At 67.3% G+C, this 25,449-nt stretch carries 21 protein-coding genes, 1 tRNA gene and 1 pseudogene; 8 read left to right on the forward strand and 15 right to left on the reverse strand.

Annotation, left to right across the window (positions count from 1 at the left end; all coding sequences use genetic code 11):
• Positions 1 to 1,292: carbohydrate porin (locus AB1I47_RS29500; protein ID WP_354687231.1), on the forward strand; the 1,292-nt coding region annotated here is incomplete at its 5' end.
• Here the strand turns inward: AB1I47_RS29500 and AB1I47_RS29505 are convergent.
• The 10 genes from AB1I47_RS29505 to def all read right to left on the reverse strand — a co-directional run bounded on the left by AB1I47_RS29505 (position 1,276) and on the right by def (position 11,856).
• Entirely contained in the window at positions 1,276 to 2,001 is a 726-nt protein-coding gene (locus tag AB1I47_RS29505; protein ID WP_354687232.1) for an MIP/aquaporin family protein, read from the reverse strand. The two genes, AB1I47_RS29500 and AB1I47_RS29505, sit on opposite strands and share 17 nt — an antisense overlap.
• A gap of 275 nt (positions 2,002 to 2,276) precedes the next feature.
• Positions 2,277 to 2,768, reverse strand: a complete 492-nt coding sequence (locus AB1I47_RS29510; protein WP_354687233.1) for a hypothetical protein — start codon at positions 2,766 to 2,768, stop codon at positions 2,277 to 2,279.
• 416 nt (positions 2,769 to 3,184) lie between these two features.
• Positions 3,185 to 3,260: transfer RNA gene (locus AB1I47_RS29515), tRNA-Phe, on the reverse strand.
• Positions 3,261 to 3,320: 60 nt separating this feature from the next.
• On the reverse strand, positions 3,321 to 4,031 hold the full coding sequence (locus AB1I47_RS29520; protein ID WP_354687234.1) for a response regulator: 711 nt from the start codon (positions 4,029 to 4,031) through the stop codon (positions 3,321 to 3,323).
• Between the two features lie 53 nt (positions 4,032 to 4,084).
• Entirely contained in the window at positions 4,085 to 6,514 is a 2,430-nt protein-coding gene (locus AB1I47_RS29525; protein WP_354687235.1) for a PAS domain-containing sensor histidine kinase, read from the reverse strand.
• The gene (locus tag AB1I47_RS29530; protein ID WP_354687236.1) at positions 6,511 to 7,491 is read right to left on the reverse strand and encodes a DUF4390 domain-containing protein; all 981 of its coding nucleotides are present in this window, start codon (positions 7,489 to 7,491) and stop codon (positions 6,511 to 6,513) included. The genes AB1I47_RS29525 and AB1I47_RS29530 overlap by 4 nt, the downstream gene beginning before the upstream one ends.
• Before the next feature lie 9 nt (positions 7,492 to 7,500).
• The gene (gene rsmB / locus AB1I47_RS29535; RefSeq protein ID WP_354687237.1) at positions 7,501 to 8,919 is read right to left on the reverse strand and encodes a 16S rRNA (cytosine(967)-C(5))-methyltransferase RsmB; all 1,419 of its coding nucleotides are present in this window, start codon (positions 8,917 to 8,919) and stop codon (positions 7,501 to 7,503) included.
• A 174-nt stretch (positions 8,920 to 9,093) separates the two neighbouring features.
• Complete coding sequence (gene htpX / locus AB1I47_RS29540) at positions 9,094 to 9,954, reverse strand: zinc metalloprotease HtpX (protein ID WP_354687238.1); 861 nt, start codon at positions 9,952 to 9,954, stop codon at positions 9,094 to 9,096.
• A gap of 185 nt (positions 9,955 to 10,139) precedes the next feature.
• A complete protein-coding gene (fmt, locus tag AB1I47_RS29545; protein WP_354687239.1) occupies positions 10,140 to 11,162 on the reverse strand; it encodes a methionyl-tRNA formyltransferase in 1,023 nt (340 codons plus the stop codon).
• A gap of 187 nt (positions 11,163 to 11,349) precedes the next feature.
• The gene (def, locus tag AB1I47_RS29550; protein ID WP_354687240.1) at positions 11,350 to 11,856 is read right to left on the reverse strand and encodes a peptide deformylase; all 507 of its coding nucleotides are present in this window, start codon (positions 11,854 to 11,856) and stop codon (positions 11,350 to 11,352) included.
• Between the two features lie 160 nt (positions 11,857 to 12,016).
• Here def and AB1I47_RS29555 point away from each other — a divergent pair, with 160 nt between their 5' ends.
• The 4 genes from AB1I47_RS29555 to AB1I47_RS29570 all read left to right on the forward strand — a co-directional run bounded on the left by AB1I47_RS29555 (position 12,017) and on the right by AB1I47_RS29570 (position 17,706).
• Positions 12,017 to 13,198, forward strand: coding sequence for a LysM peptidoglycan-binding domain-containing protein (locus AB1I47_RS29555; RefSeq protein WP_354687241.1), 1,182 nt, complete (start codon positions 12,017 to 12,019; stop codon positions 13,196 to 13,198).
• Positions 13,199 to 13,205: 7 nt separating this feature from the next.
• Entirely contained in the window at positions 13,206 to 14,372 is a 1,167-nt protein-coding gene (gene dprA / locus AB1I47_RS29560) for a DNA-processing protein DprA (protein ID WP_354687242.1), read from the forward strand.
• 94 nt (positions 14,373 to 14,466) lie between these two features.
• Complete coding sequence (locus tag AB1I47_RS29565; protein WP_354687243.1) at positions 14,467 to 14,871, forward strand: thioredoxin family protein; 405 nt, start codon at positions 14,467 to 14,469, stop codon at positions 14,869 to 14,871.
• Positions 14,872 to 15,018: 147 nt separating this feature from the next.
• Positions 15,019 to 17,706, forward strand: coding sequence for a DNA topoisomerase III (locus tag AB1I47_RS29570; protein WP_354687244.1), 2,688 nt, complete (start codon positions 15,019 to 15,021; stop codon positions 17,704 to 17,706).
• 204 nt (positions 17,707 to 17,910) lie between these two features.
• Here the strand turns inward: AB1I47_RS29570 and AB1I47_RS29575 are convergent, their stop codons facing one another.
• Positions 17,911 to 18,852, reverse strand: coding sequence for a LysR family transcriptional regulator (locus AB1I47_RS29575; RefSeq protein WP_354687245.1), 942 nt, complete (start codon positions 18,850 to 18,852; stop codon positions 17,911 to 17,913).
• 200 nt (positions 18,853 to 19,052) lie between these two features.
• Here AB1I47_RS29575 and AB1I47_RS29580 point away from each other — a divergent pair, with 200 nt between their 5' ends.
• Positions 19,053 to 19,334, forward strand: a complete 282-nt coding sequence (locus AB1I47_RS29580; RefSeq protein WP_354687246.1) for a hypothetical protein — start codon at positions 19,053 to 19,055, stop codon at positions 19,332 to 19,334.
• 246 nt (positions 19,335 to 19,580) lie between these two features.
• Here the strand turns inward: AB1I47_RS29580 and AB1I47_RS29585 are convergent, their stop codons facing one another.
• The 4 genes and pseudogenes from AB1I47_RS29585 to AB1I47_RS29600 all read right to left on the reverse strand — a co-directional run.
• Positions 19,581 to 20,045, reverse strand: a complete 465-nt coding sequence (locus AB1I47_RS29585; protein ID WP_354687247.1) for a hypothetical protein — start codon at positions 20,043 to 20,045, stop codon at positions 19,581 to 19,583.
• A 219-nt stretch (positions 20,046 to 20,264) separates the two neighbouring features.
• Positions 20,265 to 20,459: a YbdD/YjiX family protein gene (locus AB1I47_RS29590; protein ID WP_010811333.1), complete on the reverse strand. Its 195-nt coding sequence runs from the start codon at positions 20,457 to 20,459 to the stop codon at positions 20,265 to 20,267.
• 14 nt (positions 20,460 to 20,473) lie between these two features.
• On the reverse strand, positions 20,474 to 22,546 hold the full coding sequence (locus AB1I47_RS29595) for a carbon starvation CstA family protein (RefSeq protein ID WP_354687248.1): 2,073 nt from the start codon (positions 22,544 to 22,546) through the stop codon (positions 20,474 to 20,476).
• A 419-nt stretch (positions 22,547 to 22,965) separates the two neighbouring features.
• A pseudogene (locus AB1I47_RS29600) lies at positions 22,966 to 23,111 on the reverse strand (zinc ribbon domain-containing protein); the annotation flags it as partial.
• Positions 23,112 to 23,243: 132 nt separating this feature from the next.
• On the opposite strand from AB1I47_RS29600, the gene AB1I47_RS29605 reads away from it, so the two are divergent.
• Both AB1I47_RS29605 and AB1I47_RS29610 read left to right on the forward strand, forming a co-directional pair.
• Positions 23,244 to 24,674 carry a cache domain-containing protein gene (locus AB1I47_RS29605; protein WP_354687249.1) on the forward strand — a complete coding sequence of 477 codons (1,431 nt, stop codon included), beginning with the start codon at positions 23,244 to 23,246 and terminating at the stop codon, positions 24,672 to 24,674.
• A complete protein-coding gene (locus AB1I47_RS29610; RefSeq protein ID WP_354687250.1) occupies positions 24,671 to 25,354 on the forward strand; it encodes a response regulator transcription factor in 684 nt (227 codons plus the stop codon). The genes AB1I47_RS29605 and AB1I47_RS29610 overlap by 4 nt, the downstream gene beginning before the upstream one ends.
• Positions 25,355 to 25,449: the final 95 nt, after the last annotated feature.

The following is a 25,449-nucleotide window of genomic DNA, read 5'->3' on the forward strand; positions in this document are numbered from 1 at the left end:
CGCCTCCGCCGCCCTTGGTGCTGTTCCCGCCCCGGTTGGGCGAGTTCCAGGCCGAGCCGCCTGCCCGGACCGCGGACGGCACCGCGCAGACCGGCTCGCAGGCGCCATCGGAAGGGCCAGCGGACGCGCCGCCGGTCCTGCACTCGCAGCTACCGGCCGACGATCCGGCGGTGGACTCGGTGTGGCGCCTAAGTTACAGCGGCCGCGCCGCGGTCGAGGATCGCCCAACTACCATGCGCGCCTGCCCCGGCGGCGCGTTGGCAAGCGGGTTCGGCAACGGGCTCGCGTGCCGCAGCGCCGGCGAGGTCAAGATCCGCGAGTCGGTGCTCGACCTGGATGGCGGCGCGCAGGTGATGTTCATTGCGCAGGCGCGCGGTACCGATGCCACTACCGTCAACGGGCGACCGGCCGCGGTCGACCCCTATGCGCTGGTGCCGCAGTTCTATACGGCCGTCAACGGCCTCGCGGTGCTGGACGGTGGCACCATGTGGGCCGGCCGCCGCGACAACGCGCCGTTCCTGATGTCGTCCGGCCTGCTGCCGCCCAATTCCACGGCAATGCGCTTCGGCATCGACAATGCCAAGGTGATCGGCAATATCGGCCTGAACTACCAGTACACCGCGCGGGCCGACCAGAACGGCCAGAACCTGCCGAGCTATCACTCGGTGCGCACCGCGCCGATCAATACCAACGACAAGGGTTCGGTCCAGCTTGGCTTTACGCGCGTGGAAGCGCAGCCGATGCTGGAAGACACCGGCGGTGCGTGGTGGGCGTCAGCGCTGCATGAGCAGAAAGGCGTGCTGTTCGGCACCAATCGCTTCGGCGTGCAGTTCGGCTCAGGTTCGCGCAACGCCATGACGGGCTATACGGGCATGGGCCCGTCGCTGTCGCGCACGCGCGTGGCCGAATCGATCGAATGGAAAGGACGCTCGGGGCTGAGCGGGGCGGTGGAACAGAGCCTGCAGTTCGACCGCTCGCCGGTCGGCACGATGCAATGGACCACCACGCGGCTGCGGCCCGCCTATATCGCCAGCGATCAGTTCCGGCTGAATTTCGAGGTGTCGCACGACCAGATCTCGTCCGGCTTCGGCGTCAGCGGCCAGCGCACCGCGCTGACCGTGGCCCCCACGCTGACGCTGGGCAAGTCGGCCGGCAACGCCAACCTGCGCGCGTTCTACACCTACAGCCGAGCGTCCGATGTGGACGGTATCGGCTATACCGCGCCCGCCGACGCATGGGCCACGCAGCCCAGCGGCTCGATCTTCGGCGTGCAGCTCAATCGGCGCTGGTAGGCGCGGCGCGCCAGCCGCGCCGCGACGGCTTTGTCTCCGCGCTCGCGGGCACGGGCTTGCGGCACAGCCAGTGGAACAGCAGCGTCGCCGCCAGCCCGCCACCGATCTGCGCCAGCACAAAGCCCGGCACATCCTCGGGCCGGATCCCGGTAAAGGTATCGGTCAGCGCGCAGGCGATGGTCAGCGCCGGATTCGCGAATGATGTCGACGACGTGAACCAGTACCCGGCGGTGATATAGCCCGCCACCACGAACGGCACCAGTTGCGGCCGGCTGCGCAGCGTGCCGATGCCCACGCCGACCAGCCCGAAGGTGGCCACGCATTCGCTCCACCACATCGATGCACCCGTACGGCTTTGCGCCGACCACGCCAGCGCCGGCTCACCGAACATCGCATGCGCGGCCAGCACGCCGCAGATGCCGCCGGCCACCTGCACCAGCACATAACGCAGCGCATCGCGCGGCGACAGCACGCCTTGCACCAGCGCGGAGAGGCTCACCACCGGATTGAAATGACCGCCCGACACCGGTCCCAGCGACACCAGCAGCGCCACCAGCCCCGCACCGGTCGCCAGCGAATTGGCCAGCAGCGCCAGCGCGGTATCGCCCGCGGCAAGGCGCTCGGCGCGAATGCCCGAGCCCACCACGATCGCCACCAGCAGCGCCGTGCCCAGTCCTTCCGCTACAAGGCGTCGCGCCAGCGTACTCATCGCTGCGCTCCGTGGGCGAGGCATCGTGGCGAACGGGCGCGGCAAGGGATCGCCCGCAACATTGCGGCAAGAACGGTGAAAGGAACGAGCAGCGGCAAGATGGACAACGTCGCCTGAGACGACGCCTCGAACGGTGGCGAGACAGTGGCAAGCCCGCGCGCAAGGTTACGCGCGGACGCGACAGTGTTCCGTTCGCGCCCGGGGCGCGTCAATGCGTGGCGGCTTTGTTGTGTGCGGACGCCGGGTATCGAATCGCGGCCCGCGGGGGCCCGATATCAGCGCAACAGGAACGCGATGTCCTCGACGCTGATCTGCGATACCGGAATGCCCTTGCGGCGCTGGAACAGGATGTGCTGCTGCACACGGCTGCGCTGGTCGGCAAAGACCGCCGGATCGATCGGCGTACCCAGGCGGATGTAATGCCGCACCAGCAGCTTGTAGGCGCGGTGGCGCACCTGCATCGCCTCGGTCTCGGTGCGCAGCCGCTGCATTTCAGCCGGACTGCGGTCGATGGCGTGGTGCAGCTCTTCGACGGTGCGCGCATGCAGCTCGCGGTAGACGTCGCGCTCGGCTTCCGCCTTGTGCAGCTCGTCGCGCAGGTCGCGGATCTTGTGCTGCAGCTTCAGCGTCTGCGTCACCGCCTGCTGCATCCGCCCCGCCGCACCCAGCGCATGACTGGCCGCCGCCATGGTGCTCTTCCACAATCCGCGCTCGCTGCCGGAGCTCTCGTGCGCCCAGCGCTTGTCATTCCCGATCAACGTATCCATCAGCCGCCCCGGTAAGGAAACGATAGCCCTGGGCCGGGGTGTCCGCTTTATCGGCGCAGCTTGACCGGCTCGGTACGCCCTGCCGCATGGCAGGACATCAGGGAATCCTAGAGATACATAGATCGGGTGCCAAGTAGAAGATATTTACTTCTGGATTGTCTGTTGCAAGTTGTTCAATGCCATTGTCTGGCAGGCTGGGCAGGCGGGCGAGCCTACGCAACATGCGATGTGCGGGGTGCTTCAGCGGCGAAGCCACACGATGCGCGGGCACGCGTGCGGCGCCCTTGATTCGGGTCGCAAGGTAGAGTCAGGGGGATGTGTGATGAAGGTGTGGCGCTGGCCTGGCGCTGCATGAATGCCTGCAGCGCGGCCACAAAGCAAAAAGCCCGGCTGCAAGAGCCGGGCTTTTTCTGTTCTGGTGGCCTGGGACGGAATCGAACCGCCGACACAAGGATTTTCAATCCTCTGCTCTACCGACTGAGCTACCGGGCCAAAGAAGCGAAACTATAACTGGACTTTTTTGGCCAGTCAAGCGTCATCTGCGTCACTGCCTTACTGTTCCGCGGGCTCCGGCTTGTTGCGGCCCAGTTCGACGCCGAGCTGCTTGAGCTTGCGGTACAGGTGGGTACGCTCGAGACCGGTCTTCTCGGCCACGCGGGTCATGCTGCCGTGCTCGCGCAGCAGGTGGTATTCGAAGTAGGCGCGCTCGAACAGGTCGCGGGCTTCGCGCAGCGGCATGTCGAACGAGAACTGCATCTCGGCCTCGGGCACGCGTGCGGGGCTGCCGTTGGGTGCGGCCTCGGCGGTGGCTTCAGGCGCGGCGGCGATGCTGCCGGCCTCGGCGGAGGGCGCGGTGGCCGGTGCTGCGGCCGTGGCCGTGGCGCCGCGCGGGCGTTCGATGCCGCGCGCCAGGCCCTGCTCCACCGCGGACAGCAGCTTCTGCAGCGCGATCGGTTTCTCAAGAAAATTCAATGCCCCGATCTTGGTCGCCTCCACCGCGGTGTCGATGGTGGCGTGGCCCGACATCATGATGACGGGCATCGTCAGCTGACCCTGCGCGGACCATTCCTTGAGCAGTGTCACGCCGTCGGTATCGGGCATCCAGATATCGAGCAGCACGAGGTCAGGCGTACCTGCCGCGCGGTACTCGCGCGCCTGTTGCGCGTTTTCCGCGAGTTCGACCACGTGGCCTTCGTCGCTGAGGATCTCCGAGAGCAGCTCCCGGATTCCCATTTCGTCATCGACTACGAGGATCGTTGCCATACTTCCCCTCTTAACCCCACCGCAGCGTCCCGGGACCGGGCGCCAATGTTTGACTATGCCAGTTTAACGAACAGGATCGAGATCTGTGCACCGACGATCTCCGCACCTTCCATGCGATTGCGCAGCTCGATGCGCGCACCGTGTTCGTCAATGATCTTTTTAACCATCGCGAGCCCGAGACCCGTGCCTTTGGCTTTCGTGGTCACATAGGGCTCGAACGCACGGCTCAGGATACGTGGTGCAAAGCCGGGACCATTGTCCGCAATGGTGAGCTTGACGGCCTGCCGGTTTTCGCCGGCAGAATCTTTGTATTCTACAGTCTCGGTGTTCAGAGTGATATGGGGCGCCGCCCTACCCGCCGCCACGTTCTCGGTGGCCGCATCCTGCGCGTTTTGCAGCAGATTGTGGATAACCTGGCGCAGCTGCGTGGGATCGCCCTTGATTTCAGGCAGGCCCGCACCCAGCGTCGGATGGATCACCGGGTGCTCGTGCACGGCGGGGTCGTCGATGCCGTACAGGTGCAGCACGTCCGCCACCAGGCTGTTGAGCTGCAGCGATTGCAGCACCGCGGGCGGCGTGCGCGCGTAGTCGCGGAAGTCATCGACCATGCGCTTCATCGCGGCCACCTGGTTGACGATGGTGGCGGCGCCGCGCTTGAGCACGTCGGCATCGGAGCCTTCGAGCTTGGGCGAGAGCTTCATCTGCAGCCGCTCGGCGGAGAGCTGGATCGGCGTCAGCGGGTTCTTGATCTCGTGCGCGAGGCGGCGCGCCACTTCGCCCCACGCCACCGAGCGTTGAGCGGAAATCACATCGGAGATATCGTCGAACACCACCACATAGCCGGGCTCGTCGCGCTCGCCGCCGGGCAGGCGCGCGCCGCGCACCAGCAGCGTCAGCGGTTGTTCTTCATTACCCTGCGGCAGTTCGATCTGCTTCTGCCAGTGCTCGGCACCACCAAGCACCTCGCTGGTGTTCTGGTCCGAGAAGGCCTGGCGCACGATCTCGCCGAAGGGCCCCATGCCAGGGATCTGCTCCACCGGCAGGCCCAGCACCGCCGCGAAGGGCTGGCGGAAGATGCGCTCGGCGCCGGGGTTGGCGGTGATCAGCACGAAGCGGCGGTCGAATACCAGCACACCCGCGGTCAGGTTCTGCAGCACGCTTTCCAGGTAGGCCTTCGATTGCTCCAGCGCGGCGCGGTTCTCTTCCACCGCCAGGCGTGCCTCGGCAAGCTGGCGCGTCATCTGGTTGAACTGCTGCGTCAGCATGCCCAGTTCGTCGCGGCTCTTCAGTTCGCGCTTGGGCGACAGGTCGCCCTCGGCCACTTCCTTGGTCCCCTGCAGCAGCATCAGCAGCGGCCGCGCGAGCTGACCGCCCAGCAGCAGTGCCAGCATCACCGCGATAAACACCGCGAGGAACAGCGTGAGCGTCAGCGTGCCGATATACATCTTGCGCAGGCCGGTGCGGCCCAGCGCCTTCTCCTGGTATTCCTGGTATGCGCGCTGGACTTCGTCGGCATTGCGCGCGAGCACCGCCGGCACCGGATGCACCACCTGCAGGTAGCGCTCTTCGCGCACGGTCTCGCCGACCAGGCCGAAACCGCTCGACGGCGATTCTTCCGGGCGGCGCTCGACCGACAGGCCCGAGCCGGCCCAGCGCGACTTCGGCGCGACGCGCGGCGCGCTCGCGCCTGTGCCGGCGTCCTCGGCCGCTGCCGGCGCCACGCCCAGCGGGATGATCACGCGCAGCCGGTACAGGTGGCTGCTGTCGACGCGCTCGGCAGGCGGGCTGTCGCTGGACGGATCAGTGCCGCCCTCCACCGCCGCATAGCCGCCGGCCAGCCGCGCCTGTTCGGCCAGCACGCCTGACGGCAGGTCCGGCACCAGCGAGGCATAGTTGCTCGACGCGCTGGCCAGCACGCGGCCGCTGCCGGTGAAGATCGCCGCTTCCTGCACGCCGTACTGCTCGCGCAAGCGGTTGAGCTGCAGCGACGACGACACGCCCGACGCGCCGGTGAGCTGGTCGGCCATCAGGCGCGCCTTGGCCTGCACGTCGGCGAGCGAGCTGTCGATGGTGGAGCGGCCCAGGTTCAGGCCCGCTTCGAGCGCGGTCTCCACGCGCACGTCGAACCACGATTCAATGCTGCGCGACACGAACTGCAGCGACACCAGGTAGATCAGCACGCCGGGCAGCACGCCCACCACACCGAAGAACACGGCGAGCTTGGTCATCAGCCGCGTGCCGAACTTGCCGCGGCGATAGCGCAGCCACAGCGTGACCGCCAGCGCGCCCACGGTCAGCACCAGCAGCGCGCCGATCACCAGGTTCACCTTGAACAGCAGCGTGAAATAGCGATCGAAGAATTCGGTATTGGCCGACGCGCCGGCCAGCAGCCCCACCAGCACCAGCGCCAGGAACACGATGACACCGGCCACGACGCGATACAGCACGCGCCGGAACCGGCTGTCCCACATCGAGGTGTTCATGGCTGGCTCGGGATGGGCTGCACCGACAGGGACTGCAGCGACAGGGGCTGCACCGACTGCGGCTGCGCCAGCAGCGAAGGCGACAGCGCCGTCGATACCGCCTGCATGAAGACGGCGCCGCGCGGATCCAGCGCAGCGGCGGGCGCGCCCGGCACGGAAGCAGGCGCGGGCATGGCGGGCGACGCAGGAAGCGGCGGCGAGGCGGGCGCCGGGGCCGGGGCCGGTGCAGGCGCCGGTGGCGCGGGCGGTGGCGGCGGCGGCGAAGCCGGTGGTGGTGGCGGGACCGCGTTCAGGTCGGTCGGCACCGTATAGACAAAGCGGCGCCAGTCCGAAGCCAGGTTCCAGTCGCGCGTATTCACGGCATTGATCTGAAACGGCTTGGGCAGTTGCGACAGGTCCAGCCGCATGCGCACTTCGGCGTGGTAGCTCTCGCCCAGCTTGACCGCATTGCGTTCGAACACGCGCCAGCCGCGCACGCGCTGGATAAATTGCAGTGCGCTCTTGAGCCGCATGAACGGCAGCTGCAGCCCGCCGGTGGAGACGCGGTACTGGCGCGTCAGCGGCTGGTACGACAGGCGCACGCTGCGGGTGGTGTTGACCGGCTTCTCGTCGAACCAGTACCAGCGCGAGCGCGTGAGCTGGAAATCGACCGCGAAATAGAGGGAGATGCCCTTGTGCAACGCGTCTTCGAGCGCGGGCGGCAAATCGAAGTCGAAACTGGCGGCGAGTTCGAAGCCGCCGTCCTGGTATTCGATGCGCGCTTCGGTGGCCTCGATCACCTGCGCTTGCGCAGGGGACGGTCGCAGCAGCAGTGTTGCCAGTGCCAGTGCCAGCACCAGGGCCAGGCACCAGCGGGCCAGCACGCCACGTCTCTGCGTGCCGCCGTGGCGCGGATGCGGGCGCGCCGTGTCCGCCGCCTTGTCCGCGGTAGTGTCCACGATAGCGCGGCAGTCTGACAGGCGCGGCGTGCTCAGCATCGGATCAGATCAGGCGCGTTTCTGGAAGCGGGCGTAGAAGAAGCCATCGTGATCGGATGGCAGGCTGGCGTGGCCGGCTTCCTTTTCTCCTTGTTCGCCGGCCGCTTGCGTCGTTTGGGTGGTTCGGGTACCGGGCAGGAGCTGCCCTGGCGCCTGCAATCGTATCGCATCTGTTAGCTGTGCACCAAACCAGCGCGCCTGCTCCTCCCCTTCCGTTGGGAAAATAGAACAGGTGACGTAGACCAGGATGCCGCCGGGTTTGAGCAGCGGCCACAGCTGCGAGACGATGCGGCGTTGTTCGGTGATCAGCTTGGCGATATCGGTTTCGCGGCGCAGCCAGCGGATATCCGGATGGCGGCGCACGATGCCCGAGGCCGAGCATGGCACGTCGGCCAGGATGCGGTCGAAGGGCTGGCCGTCCCACCAGTCGGCGGGGCGGCTGGCATCGCCTACCACGATCTTTGCCTCTTTGCCCAGGCGCGCGAGGTTTTCGTTGATGCGGGTAGCGCGTTGCGGATCGCTTTCCACCGCGGTCACGTCGATATCGGCGAGCTCCAGCAGGTGGCCGGTCTTGCCGCCGGGCGCGGCGCAGGCGTCGAGCACGCGCATGCCATCGGCCACCTCCAGCAGCGGCGCGGCCAGTTGCGCGCCGGCATCCTGTACCGACACCACGCCTTCGGCAAAGCCCGGCAACTGCGTTACCGGCACCGCGCGCACCAGCCGCACGGCCTGCGGGCCGACCACGGTGCCGGCCAGGCCGGCGTTGGCAAGATCGGTCTGGTATTGCTTCACCGACACGCGCGCGGTATTCACGCGCACCGTCATCGGCGGGCGCACGTTGGCGCTGGCGGCCAGCGCCATCCATTGGTCGGGGTAGGCTTCGCGCAGCATGCGCAGCCACCATGGCGGCAGGTTCCAGCGCGCCTGCTCGTCGCGATTGACGTCGGCCAGCAGCGCCTTGCGTTCGCGCAGGAAACGGCGCAGCACCGCATTGACCAGCCCGCGCGCATGCGCAGTCTTGGGTTCGGAGGCGGCGGCGCTGACGGCCTGGTCCACCACCGTGAAGGTGCTGTAGCCCGCGCGGCCCGCGCCTGCATCGTCCTTGTCGGCATTGTCCTTGTCGCGCGCACCGGGTGCATGCTCAAGCAGCAGCGCCAGCGCCACGGCCAGCAGCGAATCCACTTGCGCGCCGGGCGGACGCGTCACCAGTTTGGTCACCAGCGCACGCGCGGTGCCGAACTGGCGCATGGTGCGATAGGCGATGTCCTGCAGCGCGCCGCGCGTGGCGGCATCGCGCACGCGGTCCAGCCGCAGTTGCGCGGCGGCGTCCTCGATCGCTTGAGGCAAGGCGGTGCCTTCGCTGACGGCACGCACAGCGGCGGCGGCGCCAAGCATCTGGAAGGCAAGCGAATCGGGAGGCAGGCGCATATCGGTCGGGCAGCAACTAAGGCAGGAAAGCAGGGGTGAATCGACACGCAGGCCGGCGCGGGGCCATGAAAAAGCCCGCCGTCCATGCGGAAACAGCGGGCAGTTTACCCTGTGCGCGGGTTTGCGCCGGTTTTCCGGCCCCGCAGGGAGGTCGGAGCGCCGGCGATCCGGCCGTCAGACCGGGTAGGCACCCGTCTGCGCCATCTGCATCAGGCGCGCGATGCGCTCCTCGGTGGCCGGGTGGGTCGAGAACAGGTTGGCGATGGCGCCGCCCGACAGCGGGTTCATGATCATCATCTGCGCCGTGGCCGGGTGCTCCTCGGCCGCCTGGAACGGGATGCCCTGCGCATAGCGGTGGATCTTGTCCAACGCGCTGGCCAGCGCCTGCGGGTCGCCGCTGATTTCGGCGCCGGCGCGGTCGGCTTCGAACTCGCGCGCACGCGAGATGGCCATCTGGATCAGCGAGGCCGCCAGCGGCGCCAGGATCGCCACGGCAATGCTGGCGATCGGGTTGCTGCGGTTGCCGTTCTCGTCGCGCCCGCCGAAGAACATCGCCATATTGGCCAGCGCCGAAATGGCACCGGCCATGGTGGCGGCGATGGTCGACGTCAGGATGTCGCGGTGGCGCACGTGCGCCAGCTCATGCGCCATCACGCCGCGCAGCTCGCGCTCGGACAGCACGCGCAGGATGCCGGTGGTGGCCGCCACGGCGGCATGTTCCGGGTTGCGGCCGGTGGCAAACGCGTTGGGCGCGTCTTCGTTGATCAGGTACACGCGCGGCATCGGCAGCCCGGCGCGCTGCGCCAGGTCCTGCACCATGCCGTAGAACTGCGGCGCGCTGCCGGCATCGACTTCCTGCGCGTTGTACATGCGCAGGACCATCTTGTCCGAGAACCAGTAGGAGAAGAAGTTCATGCCCAGCGCGATCAGCAGCGCCAACATCATGCCGCTGCGCCCGCCGATCATGCCGCCGATGACGATGAACAGCGCCGTGATGGCCGCCATCAGCATGAAGGTCTTGACCCAGTTGAACATTGCGGTGATCTCCGTGTAGTCGTGCGCACCGCCACGAAGTCGGGCGCGATGACCCTTAGATAGGGGGCGATCCCCGAAAATTCAACGGTTCTTCAGGCAAACATGGCGCGCGCGCATTCCGTGGGCGCCCTGGCCGGCACTTGTTGCCGGGGCTTGCGCCGCCACGCGTGGAGAACGCCGCCTGATTATGCCTGCGCCGCCTCGTTGCCGGGCACCAGGCAACGCGTGCCGGGCGGCAGGGGCATGCCCTGCAGGAACTGCTGCGCCGGCTGGCGGCGCCCGCCGGGCTTCTGCAGCTCGGTGACCTGCAGCGCGCTGCCGTCGCCGCAGGCGATGAGGATGCCGGCGGCATCGGCGGCCAGAATGGTGCCGGGCGGGTGCGGCAGGCTGCTGGCGGCGGCCAGCGGCAGCGCGTGCCAGCACTTGATCACGGTATCGCCGACCTGCACCGTCGCGCCCGGGAACGGGTTGAACGCGCGCACCTGGTTGGCCAGCTCCACCGCGGGGCGGCGCAGGTCCAGCGGGGCCTCGTCCTTGGCGATTTTCTCGGCGTAGGTGACGCCGGCTTGCGGCTGCGGCGTCGCGGTGAGCGCGCGGCCCGCGGCCAACTCGGCCAGCGCGGCGACGATCATGCGCGCGCCCAGCGCGGCCAGCGTGTCGTGCAGCGAGCCGGTGGTGTCGTCGGGGCCGATCGGCACCGCCTCGCGCGTCAGCATGTCGCCGGTATCGAGGCCCTCGTCCATCTGCATCAGCGTGATGCCGGTTTCGGCATCGCCCGCTTCGATGGCGCGGTGGATCGGCGCGGCACCGCGCCAGCGCGGCAGCAGCGAGCCATGGATATTGAGGCAGCCCAGCCGCGGCAGGGTCAGCACCTCGGCCGGCAGGATCAGGCCGTAGGCCGCGACCACCATCACGTCCGGCGCGATCTCCGCCAGCGTGCCGATGGCCGCGGCGGCCTCTTCCGGATATTTCCCCTGGCGCCTGAGCGAGCGCGGCTGCAGCACCGGACCGAGGCTGTTGGCAACGGCATATTGCTTGACCGGGCTGGCCTGGAGCTGCATGCCACGGCCGGCGGGCCGGTCCGGCTGCGTCAGCACGGCGACGACGGGAAAGCCGGCGGCGTGGATGGCTTCAAGCGCGACGCGCGCGAACTCGGGCGTGCCGGCAAAGGCGACACGCAGGGGTCTGGCTTGGGAGGCTTGCGGCATGGCAGGGTCCGGGCTTAACGGCTTTGGGGCCTAAAGCAGAACCGGCCGCTATCGTCGCTATAGCGGCCGGTAACTTTGTTCTTCGGAAGTCATAAAGATAACAGACCCCGCGCGGCTGCCACGCGCCAGTGCGCGGATTGCAGCGGGCTGTTACATCTTTGTGAAGGGACGTCGCGCAGGGGGCCGCTTACATGCGGGTGCGTTCGCGCTTCTGCAGCTTGCTCTTGATGCGGTTGAGCTTGAGCGGCGACAGGTACTCGACGAAGACCTTGCCGCGCAGGTGGTCGATCTCGTGCTGGATGCACACCGCCAGCAGGTCGTCGGCGTCCAGCTCGAAGGTCTCGCCCTTCTCGTTGAGCGCGCGCACGCGCACGCGGTCGGGGCGCTCGACGCGGTCGTAGACCTCGGGCACCGACAGACAGCCCTCTTCCCACACCTTGCGGTTGTCGCTGGCCCAGACGATCTGCGGGTTGATAAAGACCTGGAGCTGGTCGCGCGTCTCGGAGATGTCGATCACCACCACCTGCTCATGCACGTTGACCTGCGTGGCGGCCAGGCCAATGCCGGGCGCCTCGTACATGGTTTCCGCCATGTCCTTGACCAGCTGGCGGATGCGGTCGTCCACGGCCGCCACGGGTTTGGCGACGGTGTGCAGGCGGGGATCGGGGTAGGTCAGGATGTCGAGTTTTGCCATGATGCTAGGGCGCAACGCCGGCCGATGCCGGCGCACCGGTCGCGTTGCGGCGTCCAGTGTTTACATGCAGAATCGGGGCGCAAGTACAAAAATTCAAGGCGCGCCGCAGCAGGCACGCTCTCCCGGGTCAATCCGGCCGATCCGTTGGCCGGTCAGGAAAATGCGCGATCTTACCAAAGAACACCAGGCGGCGTCGGGCCGCAGGCTGCACGCGTTCACCCCTAAGTTTGCCGGTGCGATGCTGAGTGTCGCGGGCTTCACTGCCGCGGCCAGCGTTCCGGCCCTGGCCGCGGACCTGACGGTGACGCCGGCACAACAGGCCGAGGCACGGCGCACCGCCCAGCAGGGCATCCCCGTTTCAGAGCTGGCCCAGAACGCGCCGTCGCAGTACACGGTGAGCACCGGCGACACGCTGTGGGGAATCTCCGGCCGCTTCCTGCGTCAGCCCTGGCGCTGGCCCGAGCTGTGGGGCATGAACCAGCAGCAGATCCGCAACCCGCACCTGATCTACCCGGGCCAGGTCCTGTACCTGATCCAGCGTGACGGCCGCGCGTGGCTGTCGACCACCCCGGGCGGCAGCGGCACCGTGCATCTGTCGCCGCGCGTGCGCGGCGGCGCTGTCGACAGCGCCGCCATCCAGAGCATCGCCGCCACCGATATCGAGCCCTTCCTGATCCGCCCATTGGTGGTCGATGAAGGCACGCTCGCCACCTCGGCGCGCATCGTCGCGGTGCCCGAGTCGCGCGTCTTCCTGGGCCCCGACGACAATGCCTATGCGCGCGGCATCGCCGTCGACGCGCCGCCGGGCAGCGACTGGCAGGCCTACCGCCCCGTCACCCCGGTGCGCGATCCGGTGACCAACGCCGTGCTCGGCTACGAAGCGGAATACGAAGGCAACGCCCGGCTGGCGCGCAGCGCGCAGGGCCCGGATGCGGTCTCGACGATGCAGGTCACGCAGGCCCAGCAGGAAATGGGCGTGGGCACGCTGCTGATGCCGCAGCCGGCGCGCGAAGCGGTGCGCTACGTGCCGCACGCACCCGATGCCGAGGTCGACGGCCGCGTGGCCAAGGTCTATGGCGGCGTGGAATTCGGCGGCGCCAAGCAGGTGGTGGTGCTCAACGTTGGCAGCAAGGCGGGGCTCGAGCCGGGCCACGTGCTGGCGCTGTCGCGCACCGGCGAAACCGTGCGTGACCGGACCGACAGCAACCGCACCATCCGGCTGCCCGATGAGCGCTACGGGCTGGCCTTTGTCTTCCGCGTATTCCCCGGCGTCGCCTACGCATTTGTTACCGACGCCTCCAACGTGATCGCCGTCGGCGATCGCGCCACCTCGCCGCGCTGAGCCGGCCTTGGTGGGCGCATTGCAGGCGGCCGGTGCCGCCGGGCAGGACAGCACGCGCGATCCCGAGGACGTGCGGGCCTGGCTGCGGCTGGCCTGCGCGCCCGGGGTTGGCCCGGTGACCGTGCGCTTGCTGCTGGCCGCGTTCGGGCTGCCGCAGCAGGTGCTGGCGCAAAGCCTGGAGGCGCTGGCCGCGGTCGTGCCGAAAAAGCATGCGCGCGCGGTACTGGCCGCGCCCGCGGCGGCGCTGTCGGCGCTGGCCGAACGCACGCTTGCCTGGCTCGACAAGCCGGGCCACCACCTGGTCACGTTGGGCGACAACGCCTATCCCCGCCGCCTGTTCGACCTTCCCGATCCGCCGCCGCTGCTATATATCAAAGGCGATCCCGCACTGCTGGCGCGCCCCGCCGTGGCCATCGTCGGCGCGCGCGGCGCCACCGAGCAGGGCAAGCGCGATGCACAGGCGTTCGGACGCGCGCTTTCGGAGTGCGGACTGGCGGTGGTGTCTGGTCTGGCGCTGGGCGTGGATGCGGCGGCCCATGCCGGTGGCCTGCTCGGCTGCGGCGGCACTGTCGCCGTAACGGGTACGGGTGCCGACCGCGTCTATCCCAGCGACAACCTTGCACTGGCGCAAGAGCTGGCCGAGCGCGGCGCCATCGTCACCGAATTCCCGCTCGGCATGCGCGGGCTGGCAAGCAACTTTCCACGCCGCAACCGCATCATTGCGGCGCTGGCGCACGGGGTGCTGGTGGTGGAAGCGGCGGAGCGCTCGGGCTCGCTGATCACGGCACGGCTGGCGGCCGATCTGGGGCGCGAAGTGTTTGCGATCCCGGGGTCGATCCACGCACCGCTGTCCCGGGGCTGCCACCTGCTAATCCGCCAGGGCGCCAAGCTGGTGGAATGCCTGCAGGACGTGCTGGAGGAGATGGAGCCGCTGCCGGTTGTCACAGCGCCCGACGCTGTGCCGGCCAAGCTGGCCAAGCCAACGGACTTTTCTGACTTTGCCGGCCCCTCCGACCCCCTGCTCGCCGCTCTCGGCTACGATCCGGTTACGCTGGACGCGCTGTGCGAGCGCAGTGGCCAGCGACCGGAAGCCGTCGCCGCGCGCCTGCTTGAGCTGGAACTGGCCGGCCACGCCGAGCGTCTACCGGGAAACCTGTTCCGCCGCCTTGCCTGAGCGGGCTGAATCCGCGAAAAAAGGGGCCGGAGCGCATTACCGATACAATCGCCGGCTGACCGCGTGCCGCGGGCGCCTCATGTTTTCCGATGCCATGACCGTTTACTTTCCCGAGCGTGATGCCGACGCCATCGCCGAGTGCCTGGCGGCGCGGCCCCAGGGCCGCCTGGTCGCCTGCCTGTGCGCGCAGTGGTGCGGCACCTGCCGGGATTACCTGGTGGCGCTGACGGCCCTGGCCGAACGCCACCCGGAGGATTGCTTTGTCTGGGTCGATATCGAGACCCATGCGGATGCGCTGGACGATATCGATATCGAGAACTTTCCGACGCTGCTGGTGCAGTCCGCGTCGGGCGGCACGCCGCAGTTCTACGGCACGTTGCTGCCGCACATCGAGGTGCTGGAGCGCATGCTGAGCCGCGGCGCGGCCATGCCGGCGAGTGCCGGGGACGTGCCGCAAGTGCTTGAATGGTTACTTGCCGGGGGGCGCAGCGCCGCGTAGGCGGCGCGTGGGGCGGTGGCGGCGCTTGCTTGCACCGCCGTCGAAAGCGCGCTTATTATTGGCGCCTCAAAGCCTCCCGGCGTTCTGATTACTTCGTTTGCAGTGCATTAGCGGGTTGCCGGAAGCGGCTCGCAAGGACCCTTTCCCATGTCAAAAGCCCTCATCATCGCGGAAAAACCGTCGGTCGCGGCGGATATCGCCCGTGCCCTCGGGGGGTTTACCAAGCACGACGAGTATTTCGAGAGCGATGAATACGTGCTGTCCTCGGCGGTCGGCCACCTGGTGGAGATCGCCGCGCCGGACGAATATGAAGTCAAGCGCGGCAAGTGGAGCTTCGCCAACCTGCCGGTGATCCCCCCGCATTTCGACCTGCGCCCGATCCCCAAGACCGAGTCGCGCCTGAAGGTGCTGAACCGCCTGATCAAGCGCAAGGACGTGACCGCGCTGATCAACGCCTGTGACGCGGGGCGCGAAGGGGAGCTGATCTTCCGCCTGATCGCGCAGCAGGCCAAGGCCAAGCAGCCGATCCGCCGCCTGTGGCTGCAGTCGATGACGCCGCAGGCGATCCGCGACGGCTTTGCCAGCCTGCGCGAAGACGAAGACATGCTGCCGCTGGCCGACGCCGCGCGCTGCCGCTCCGAGGCCGACTGGCTGGTCGGCATCAACGGCACGCGCGCCATGACCGCCTTCAACAGCAAGGGCGGCGGCTTCTTCCTGACTACCGTGGGCCGCGTGCAGACGCCGACGCTGTCGATCGTGGTGGAGCGCGAAGAGAAGATCAAGCACTTCGTGCCGCGCGACTACTGGGAAGTGCGCGCCGAGTTCATCGCCGCCGCCGGCCTGTACGAAGGCCGCTGGTACGACCCCAAGTTCAAGAAGAGCGAGTTCGATCCCGAGGCGCGCGAGTCGCGCCTGTGGAGCGAGGCCGAGGCCAAGAGCATCGTTGCCGCCTGCCGCGACAAGCCGGGCACCGTCACCGAAGAATCCAAGCCGTCGACGCAGCAGTCGCCGGCGCTCTTTGACCTGACCACGCTGCAGCGCGAGGCCAACTCGCGCTTCGGCTTCTCGGCCAAGAACACGCTGGGACTGGCGCAGGCGCTGTATGAAAAGCACAAGGTCCTGACCTACCCGCGTACCGACGCGCGCGCGCTGCCCGAGGACTACATGGACACGGTCAAGCAGACCATGGACATGCTGGCCGACAGCTCGCCCAACTACCTGCCGCATGCCAAGAAAATCCTGGCGCAGGGCTGGGTACGGCCGAACAAGAAGATCTTCGACAACAGCAAGATCAGCGACCACTTCGCCATCATCCCGACGCTGCAGGCGCCCAAGAACCTGTCCGAGCCGGAGCAGAAGCTGTATGACCTGGTCGTGCGCCGCTTCCTCGCCGTGTTCTTCCCGGCGGCCGAGTTCCAGGTCACGACGCGTATCACCGAAGTTGCCGGCCACCACTTCAAGACCGAAGGCAAGGTGCTGGTCAACCCGGGCTGGCTGGTGATCTACGGCCGCGAGGCGCAGGGCGACAAGGATGCCGCCAACCTGGTGCCGGTGGGCAAGGACGAGAAGGTCAAGACCGACAAGGTCGAGAGCGTGGGCCTGACGACCAAGCCGCCTGCACGCTACAACGAAGCCACGCTGCTGTCCGCGATGGAAGGCGCCGGCAAGCTGGTGGACGACGACGCGCTGCGCGAAGCCATGGCCGGCAAGGGCCTGGGCACGCCGGCCACGCGCGCGGCCATCATCGAAGGCCTGCTGACGGAAAAATACCTGGTGCGCGAAGGCCGCGAGCTGATCCCCACCGCCAAGGCGTTCCAGCTGATGACGCTGTTGCGCGGCCTGGGCGTGCAGGAACTGACGCAGGCAGAACTGACCGGCGAGTGGGAGCACAAGCTCTCTCAGATCGAGCGCGGGCGCCTGAAGCGCGACGAGTTCATGCTCGAGATCGCGCAGATGACGCAGCAGATCGTCAAGCGCGCCAAGGAATACGACAGCGACACCATCCCGGGCGACTACGCCACGCTGGACACGCCTTGTCCGCAATGCGGCGGGCAGGTCAAGGAGAACTACCGCCGCTTTGCCTGCACCGCGTGCGAGTTCTCGATCAGCAAGATCCCGGGCGGGCGCCAGTTCGAAATCGAAGAGGTCGAGGAACTGCTGCTGAAGAAGGAGATCGGTCCGCTGCAGGGCTTCCGCAGCAAGATGGGCCGTCCGTTCGCCGCGATCCTGAAGCTCGGCAAGGACGACGACGGCCATTTCAAGATGGAATTCGACTTCGGCCAGAACGATGACGAGGGCGATGGCGAGCCGGTCGACTTCAGCGGCCAAGAGCCGGTGGGCACCTGCCCGAAGTGCGGCGGCGCGGTGTTCGAGCACGGCATGAAGTATGTCTGCGAGAACAGCGTGGCCAGCCCCAAGAGCTGCGACTTCACCACCGGCAAGATCATCCTGCAGCAGGAGATCAGCCGCGAGCAGATCGGCAAGCTGCTCAACGACGGCAAGACCGACCTGCTGACCGGCTTCAAGTCGTCGCGCACGGGACGCAACTTCAAGGCCTTCCTGGTCAAGCAGCCGGACGGCAAGATCGGCTTCGAGTTCGAGGCGCGCGAGCCCAAGGCGGGCGCCAAGACGGCGGCGAAGACCACGGCCAAGGCGGCATCGCGCGGTGCGGCAGAGGATGAGGCTGAGGTGGCGCCGGCGACGAAGACCGCGGCCAGCAAGACAGCGGCCAAGGCGCCTGCCAAGAAGGCTGCGGCCACCAAGACCGCGGCCAAGAAGGTTCCGGCCAAGACGCCTGCGGCAAAGAAGTCGCGTGCGACGGCGGCTGGGAAGTAAGAGCGGTCGGGCGGGCGATCCTGACGAAGCTTGCGTGCTGAGGGCCTGCTCCCTTCTCCCGCCTGCGTCGCCTGCGGGAGAGGGGCCGGGGGAGAGGGCAGGCAGTGGCATACCGCCGCGGGTTACTTCGTCGACACGCCCGCCCTGTCCCCGACCCTCTCCCGCACGCGGGAGAGGGAGTACCCAACAGGTCTTTCAGGCCGCTCAGGTACGCACAGCGTGCGCAGCGACTGCCGGTGCCTGCTCCACTTCCTTCCCCCGCACCTGCCCTTCCTCCAGCAGAAAATCAATAAACGCCCGTACCTTGGTCGGCAGGAACTTGCGGCTGGGATAGACCACGCTGACATCGCGCCGCGGCAGCTGGTATTGCGGCAGCACATGCACCAGGCGCCCGGATTCAATGCTGGGGCGCGCCAGGTAGGAAGACAGCATCGCCACGCCCATATTTGCGAGCGCCGCCTGGTGCGCCAGCTCGGCGTTGCTGCACAGCAGCCCGGGCCGGATCGGCACGGTCAGCTCGCCCTCGGGGCCCAGCAGCGTCCATTCGTGCTCGGCACTGGGCAGGCGCATCGCGATGCAGCGGTGGTGGGTCAGTTCGTGCGCATGGCGCAGCGGCGGGTGCGCGGCCACATAGCCGGGCGACGCGCACAGGATCACTTCGGCCGACAGCAGCGGACGCGCCACCAGGTGCGAGCCCAGGCCCAGGTCGGACAGCATCACGGCCACGTCGCGCCCTTCCTCGACGATATCGACATTGCGGTCCGACAGGATCACGTCGAACACCACATCCGGGTATAGCTGCTGGAAGCGCGACAGCAGGTCGGGCAGCAAGTGCAGCCCGAACATCACCGGGGTGACCAGCCGCAGCGTGCCCGACAGCGACTGGCTGCGCGCGGTGACCACGCTCTCGGCCTCTTCCACATCCTCAAGGATCTGCTGGCAGCGCTGCAGGTAGGTTTCGCCGGCGTCGGTCAGCGACAGGCTGCGCGTGGTGCGGTTCAGCAGCCGCGTGCCGAGGTGGCTTTCCAGGTCGGCCACGTAGCGCGTGACCACGGCGTTGGACATTTCAAGCTGCTGCGCTGCACGCGCGAAGCTTCCCAGTTCCACCACCTTGGAAAACACACGCATCGATTGCAGGCGATCCATGACATAGTCTCCCGGTTCTGCGCTGAATTTTTACGCAATCAGCCTGTTTTATTGTTCGAACTAAAACTAATCATTGTGGCTCCCGATATTTATTGATATGAGGGAAATGCCTAATATCTAGCCATCGGATGCCGCAATGCAACATAGTCTCTCGTCGATGTGACGATCCAGGCGTCCAGCCAGATAGAAGGCCCTGAATCATGCAAACCAAACGCTACGCCCTGATCGCTGTCGCCACCCTCGCCGCCGCCCTGTCGGCCGCGCCGGCCTTTGCCAAGAACGGCAACTTCGACGTGTTCACCGATGGCGCCAAGTTCGACGTCTACGCGGACGGCGCCAAGGTCGGCAAGTTCGACCCGTACACCGACGGTGCCAAGGCCGGCAAGTTCGACGCCTTCACCGACGGCGCCCGCACCGGCAAGTTCGACACCTTCGCCGAAGGGGCCCGCTACGAAACCGTTGGCGATCGCGCGCCGCTCTGACGCTCGCCTGAGGGCCGCAGCCGGCCCCCGCTGTTTCAACTGGTCTCCACAGTCTCTGGGAGAGTGCCACGGCGGCCTCTCCGACTTTATTGGAGAAGAAGCCCGCACCCGGCCACCGGTTGCGGGCTTCTTTGTTTCCGCTTGCGGCGCGTTGGCGTAATAGTGCCGACGATTATGCCAGACACTGCAAATAAGAAACGGGCCATTGCGGCCCGTTCCTGTTTTACCCTGCCAGACTCCGGCGGCTTAGTCGTCGTAGTTGTGGCGATGATGGTGCTTGTGCTTCTTGCGCTTGTAGTGGCTCTTGTAATAGCCGTGGCGGTGGCGATCATTTTCGTACGAGTTGCTGCGCGAGATATTGCCGCCCAGTGCCGCGCCCGCGCCGCCACCCAGGCCGGCGCCGATCAACCCGCCAGTGCGGCCGCCCATGGCGTTACCCGCTGCGGTACCAGCACCGCCGCCGAGCGCGCCGCCGATGATGGCGCCAGTGCGCTCACGGCGGTTCGAGGTCACCGCGCCGCCGGCGCCGCCACCCACTGCACCACCGATCACCGCGCCGGTGCTTCCGCCCAGCGCACCGCCCACCGCGGCACCGGCGACGCCGCCAAGTGCGCCGCCCAGGGCGTTATTCATGTCGCCCGCGAAGGCCGGCAGCGCGCTGGCCGCCAGGGCAAGGGCAATGGTCAGGTTGCGAACGGAATGGCGAGTCATATGTTTTTTCCTCGAATTGCCATGATGTGACGCAAGTGTAGATAAGCCGCCGAACCCTTGCTGTAACCACCTGTAAAGGCCTGTAACCCTCTACAGAAACAGCCTTCACGAGTTACAAATGCGCAGCGGAAATACAACACATCATGAAAAAACAGGCGATCATGTGATCGCCTGTCTGCTTTGTATGCGGCCAACCCCGCGGTTGGGCCGCCTAAGTGTTCAGCAGCACTTGCCCTGCCCGCCGCCGTAGCGTGCCTCCTGGCGCTCGCGGAAGAATTCCTCGTAGCTCATCGGCTCGCGGTCCGGGTGGGTGCTTTCCATGTGGGCGACATAGGTCTGGTAGTCGGGCAGCCCGACCATCAGCCTGAGCGACTGCCCCAGGTAGCGCCCCATCGTTCCGAGTTGTTCCAGCATGGCGGGCTCCGGTATCAGGACTGGGCCGAGGCGGCGCCCGGCAGCGGCTCGAACGGCGTTTCCTTGTCGGTCGGGCGCTTCGCGGCGCGCGCCTGCAGCGCGGTCTTGAAACCGTAGAACACGATCGACAGCACCACCAGCATGAACAGCGCGCACAGGCCGGCGTCCAGGTAGTCATTGAAGACGATGCGGTGCATCTGCTCCATCGACTTGGCCGGGGCCAGCACCTTGCCTTCGGCAATGGCGGCACTGAACTTGGCGGCGTGGGTCAGGAAGCTGACCTTGGGGTCGGCATGGAACAGCTTCTGCCAGCCGGCGGTCAGCGTGCAGATCAGCAGCCACACGGTCGGTACCAGCGTGACCCAGGCGTACTGGCCGCGCTTCATCTTGACCAGCACGCAGGTGCCCAGCACCAGCGCCACCGCGGCCAGCATCTGGTTGGAGATGCCGAACAGCGGCCACAGCGTGTTGATGCCGCCCAGCGGATCGACCACGCCCTGGTACAGGAAGTAGCCCCAGGCCGCCACGCACAACGCGGTGGCGGTCAGGTTGGCGACCAGCGAATCGGTCTTGCGCATCGACGGGATAAAGCTGCCCAGCAAGTCCTGCAGCATGAAGCGGCCGGCGCGGGTGCCAGCGTCGACGGCGGTCAGGATGAACAGCGCCTCGAACAGGATGGCGAAGTGGTACCAGAACGCCATCATGGCCTGGCCGCCCACCACCTGGTGCAGGATATGGGCGATGCCCACGGCCAGCGTCGGCGCGCCACCGGCGCGCGAGATGATGGTGTTCTCGCCGACGTCCTTGGCGGTCTGCACCAGCACATCAGGCGTGATCACGAAGCCCCAGGTCGACACCGCGTGCGCCACCGCTTCCGGCGTGGTGCCGATCACGGCCGCCGGGCTGTTCATGGCGAAGTACACGCCCGGCTCGATCACCGAGGCGGCCACCAGTGCCATGATCGCGACGAACGATTCGGCCAGCATCGCGCCGTAGCCGATAAAGCGCGCGTGGGTCTCGTTCTCCAGCAGCTTGGGCGTGGTGCCCGACGAGATCAGCGCGTGGAAGCCCGACACCGCGCCGCAGGCGATGGTGATGAACAGGAACGGGAACAGGTTGCCCGACCACACCGGCCCGCCGCCTTGCGCGAACTGCGTGAAGGCCGGCATTTTCAGGTCCGGGGCGACGATCAGGATGCCGACCGCCAGCGCGATGATGGTGCCGATCTTCAGGAAGGTCGACAGGTAGTCGCGCGGCGCCAGCAGCAGCCACACCGGCAGCACGGCGGCGACAAAGCCGTAGATGATCAGCATCCACGTCAGCGCCTTGCCGTCATAGGTGAACAGCGGCGCCAGCACGGCGCTTTCGTGCACGTACTGGCCGCCGATGATGGCCAGCATCAGCAGCACGAAACCGATCACCGACACCTCGCCGATGCGGCCCGGGCGGATATAGCGCGTATAGATGCCCATGAACAGCGCGATCGGGATCGTCACCGCCACGGTGAACGTGCCCCACGGCGAGTCGGCCAGCGCCTTCACCACGATCAGCGCCAGCACCGCCAGGATGATGACCATGATCATGAAGCAGCCGAACAGCGCGATCATGCCCGGGATCGTGCCCATCTCGGACTTGACCAGGTCGCCCAGCGAGCGGCCGTCGCGGCGCGTGGAGATGAACAGCACCATGAAGTCCTGCACCGCGCCGGCGAACACCACGCCGGCGAGCAGCCACAGCATGCCCGGCATATAGCCCATCTGCGCGGCCAGCACCGGGCCGACCAGCGGGCCGGCGCCGGCGATCGCGGCGAAGTGGTGGCCGAACAGCACCGCCTTGTTGGTCGGCACGTAGTCCAGGCCGTCGTTATGGCGCCAGGCCGGCGTCATCCGTTTGGGATCGAGCTGCATCACCTTGTCGGCGATAAAGCGGCTGTAGTAGCGGTAGGCGATCAGGTAGATGCAGAGCGCGGCAACCACGATCCACAGCGCGCTGACGGCCTCGCCGCGCGCGAGCGCCACGGTGCCGAAGGCAAACGCGCCGAGCACGGCGACGGCCAGCCACACCAGGTGTTCTCCGATGCGATTCATAGTGAAGGTCTCCTCAGACCGGGGATTTTTTGGAAAGCCTGCGGCGGCGAAGGACTGGCAACTGGCAACGGGCAAGGATCGGCAGCGGGATGCGCCGAGGGCGGGCAGCGGGGGCAATCCGGTAGTGACGGTGTCTCCTGTGGATTTCGCTGCTGCGCGCCCGGTTGTGTCGTCGTTTCCGGATCTCGTCTTGCAGGCAGGCGATGCACCTTCCGGGTGTGGCCGGTGCACCAACTGCGTGGGCCCGCGCGCCCTGCTGGGGCGGCGGCGCGTCCGGCGTGTAGTATTGACACCCGCCATACCCCGCACAAGCGCGTAACTACGCAGTACTTCTGCGTAGAACTACGCAAATCGACGGTGGCATGCCGCCTGTGCGGCGTCGGTGTTTACCCCCGGTCCTGTTTGACATCCTCCCCTCCCTAAAGGGAGGAGATTCCCTCTGCAGGCGATCGATGTCCCGATCGGGCAAGGATATTTAGCGCAGCGTTCACATCGCGATCATGTACGGCACCGCATTCACTGCATCCCACTGCCTTATTCCAAGGTCTGCGATACCTTTCGGCCTCTGCGGCGGCATCGCGTCGCACGAAGAGGATCAGCAGAGCCGCGCGGTGAACTACGTCTGGAACTTCTGCAACGACACGCAGAAGCACGCACTCAAGTGGGACAAGAAATGGCCCACGAAGGAGCAAGTCTGATGAAACTCCGCCAGAAGATCCTGTTGCTTGCCGTGGCGCCGCTTGCGGTAGCCATGCTCGGCATCGCCCTCGCCGTGCGTTACCAGGCTACCCAGCTCGCGCAGCATGAGCGCGCGCTGGTCGAGGCCGCCTATCTGCAGAGCAAGGAGATGGAGCTGCGCCACTACGTAGAACTGGCGCAAAGCGCGATCGCGCCGCTGGTGCGCTCCGGCCGCAACGACGCCGACACCCGGCGCGCGGCGATGGAAGCACTTGCCCGCCTCGATTACGGCCCCGACGGCTACTTCTTCCTGTACGACCTGCAGGGCCGCAACCTGATGCATCCCCGCCAGCCCGAACTGGTGGGCCAGGACCTGTGGAGCATGCGCGACCCGCAGGGCGCGCTGCCCATCCAGCAACTGGTCGCCGCGGCCAACAACGGCGGCGGCGCGGTGCGCTACCAATGGAAAAAACCCTCGTCGCAGCAGCTCGCGCCCAAGCTCGGCTACGTGGTGGCGGTGCCTGAATGGGGCTGGATGCTCGGCACCGGCATCTACCTGGATGACGTGGAGCGCACGCTGCGCCAGCTCGACGCCCGCGCCGAAACCGATATCCGCGAAACCATGGCCTGGATCGGCGTGATCGCCGCGATCAGCATCCTGCTGGTGGCCGCCAGCGGCCTGGCGCTCAATGTCAGCGAACACCGCGAGGCCGACGCCAAGCTGCGCCAGCTTGCGCAGCGCGTGGTGCAGTCGCAGGAAGAGGAACGCGCGCGGCTGTCGCGCGAGCTGCACGACGGCATCAGCCAGTTGCTGGTATCGGTCAAGCTGGTGCTGGAAACCGCCACCAACCGGCTGCGGCTGGCGCCGACCGAAGGCGCCGCGGTGGCACCGGTGCTGGGCATGGCGCTGAACCGGCTCGACACCGTGTTCAACGAAGTGCGCCGCGTGGCGCGCAACCTGCGCCCGGCGCTGTTGGACGATTTGGGACTCTTTGCCGCGCTCCAGCATCTGGCGCGCGAGATGCAGGGCGGCAGCCGGCTGGAGATCGCCGTGACACAACATGGCACGCCGCGCGAGCTGCCCGACGAACAGGCCACCGCGCTGTTCCGCATCGCGCAGGAAGCGCTGACCAATGTCGAGCGCCACGCGCGCGCGCGGCGCGTCAGCGTGCTGCTGTCATTCGATGCCGATGCCACGCGGCTGACGGTGCGCGACGATGGCAGCGGGTTTGACGTGGCCCGCATGCAGCTCGACCCGCAGCGCGGCATCGGCCTGCGCAACCTGCGCGAGCGCATCGCGGCGCTGGGCGGGGAGTTTGGCATTGTGTCGGGCATGGGGGGCACAGAGCTGATAGCCTCACTGCCGCTTGCCAGTCCCGCTGCCAAAACCGCGGCGCTTCCGCACCATCCCACGCACGATCCCGTTTCAGCAGGACCCTCGCAGTCATGATCCCGTTTTTCGATACCGACCAGACAAGCACCGACGCACCCGCCCGCGTACTGCTGATCGACGACCACGCGCTGGTGCGCGACGGCATGCGCATGCACCTGGCGCTGCAGCCGGGCCTGCGCGTGGTGGGCGAGGCCGACGATGGCGAGGCCGCGCTGGCGTGGCTCGACCGGGCCGGCGAAGCCGAGCAGCCGGACCTGGTGATCACCGATATCGGCATGCGCGGCATGGGCGGCATTGCGCTCGCGGCCGCGTTGCATGACCGCTACCCGGAACTGGCGGTGCTGATCGTGTCGATGCACGACAACCTGGAGTATGTGCGGCAGGCGGTGCGCGCGGGGGCGCGGGGCTATGTGCTGAAGGACGCGCCAGCGGATGAACTGATGGCGGCGATCCAGTCGGTGCTGGCCGGGCGCGTGTTCTACAGCGCCCGCATCGCGCGCGGCATGGCCGAGCAGAGCCCGGGGCCGCTCGATGCGCTGACACGGCGCGAGCGTGACATCCTTGGCTGCATCGGGCGAGGCATGGCGAACAAGGAGATTGCGGCGCAGTTGGGGGTGTCGGTGCGCACGGTGGAGACGCACCGGCTCAATCTGAAGCGCAAGCTCGGGATCGAAGGACGAGCGGGGTTAGTGAAGTATGCGGTGGAGACGTTAGGGGATAGCGAGGCGGGACAATAAGCGCCCACGGACGCCAAAGAGGAGAGCGGTTTCGGGTGCTCCCCCCCTCAGGGTCCCTCAGGGGGAGAGGGTTGGGGTGAGGGGTGGGCTAGCTA

Origin of the sequence: Cupriavidus necator (genome assembly GCF_040578825.1) — a bacterium.
In the GTDB taxonomy this organism is placed as follows: Bacteria; Pseudomonadota; Gammaproteobacteria; order Burkholderiales; family Burkholderiaceae; genus Cupriavidus; species Cupriavidus necator_E.

Coding starts and splice junctions, on each gene's coding strand:
- AB1I47_RS29505 (WP_354687232.1), bottom strand. CDS start 2,001: ATGAGTACGCTGGCGCGACGCCTTGTAGCGGAAGGACTGGGCACGGCG.
- AB1I47_RS29510 (WP_354687233.1), bottom strand. CDS start 2,768: ATGGATACGTTGATCGGGAATGACAAGCGCTGGGCGCACGAGAGCTCC.
- AB1I47_RS29520 (WP_354687234.1), bottom strand. CDS start 4,031: ATGGCAACGATCCTCGTAGTCGATGACGAAATGGGAATCCGGGAGCTG.
- AB1I47_RS29525 (WP_354687235.1), bottom strand. CDS start 6,514: ATGAACACCTCGATGTGGGACAGCCGGTTCCGGCGCGTGCTGTATCGC.
- AB1I47_RS29530 (WP_354687236.1), bottom strand. CDS start 7,491: ATGCTGAGCACGCCGCGCCTGTCAGACTGCCGCGCTATCGTGGACACT.
- rsmB (WP_354687237.1), bottom strand. CDS start 8,919: ATGCGCCTGCCTCCCGATTCGCTTGCCTTCCAGATGCTTGGCGCCGCC.
- htpX (WP_354687238.1), bottom strand. CDS start 9,954: ATGTTCAACTGGGTCAAGACCTTCATGCTGATGGCGGCCATCACGGCG.
- fmt (WP_354687239.1), bottom strand. CDS start 11,162: ATGCCGCAAGCCTCCCAAGCCAGACCCCTGCGTGTCGCCTTTGCCGGC.
- def (WP_354687240.1), bottom strand. CDS start 11,856: ATGGCAAAACTCGACATCCTGACCTACCCCGATCCCCGCCTGCACACC.
- AB1I47_RS29555 (WP_354687241.1), top strand. CDS start 12,017: ATGCGCGATCTTACCAAAGAACACCAGGCGGCGTCGGGCCGCAGGCTG.
- AB1I47_RS29565 (WP_354687243.1), top strand. CDS start 14,467: ATGACCGTTTACTTTCCCGAGCGTGATGCCGACGCCATCGCCGAGTGC.
- AB1I47_RS29570 (WP_354687244.1), top strand. CDS start 15,019: ATGTCAAAAGCCCTCATCATCGCGGAAAAACCGTCGGTCGCGGCGGAT.
- AB1I47_RS29575 (WP_354687245.1), bottom strand. CDS start 18,852: ATGGATCGCCTGCAATCGATGCGTGTGTTTTCCAAGGTGGTGGAACTG.
- AB1I47_RS29580 (WP_354687246.1), top strand. CDS start 19,053: ATGCAAACCAAACGCTACGCCCTGATCGCTGTCGCCACCCTCGCCGCC.
- AB1I47_RS29585 (WP_354687247.1), bottom strand. CDS start 20,045: ATGACTCGCCATTCCGTTCGCAACCTGACCATTGCCCTTGCCCTGGCG.
- AB1I47_RS29590 (WP_010811333.1), bottom strand. CDS start 20,459: ATGCTGGAACAACTCGGAACGATGGGGCGCTACCTGGGGCAGTCGCTC.
- AB1I47_RS29595 (WP_354687248.1), bottom strand. CDS start 22,546: ATGAATCGCATCGGAGAACACCTGGTGTGGCTGGCCGTCGCCGTGCTC.
- AB1I47_RS29605 (WP_354687249.1), top strand. CDS start 23,244: ATGAAACTCCGCCAGAAGATCCTGTTGCTTGCCGTGGCGCCGCTTGCG.
- AB1I47_RS29610 (WP_354687250.1), top strand. CDS start 24,671: ATGATCCCGTTTTTCGATACCGACCAGACAAGCACCGACGCACCCGCC.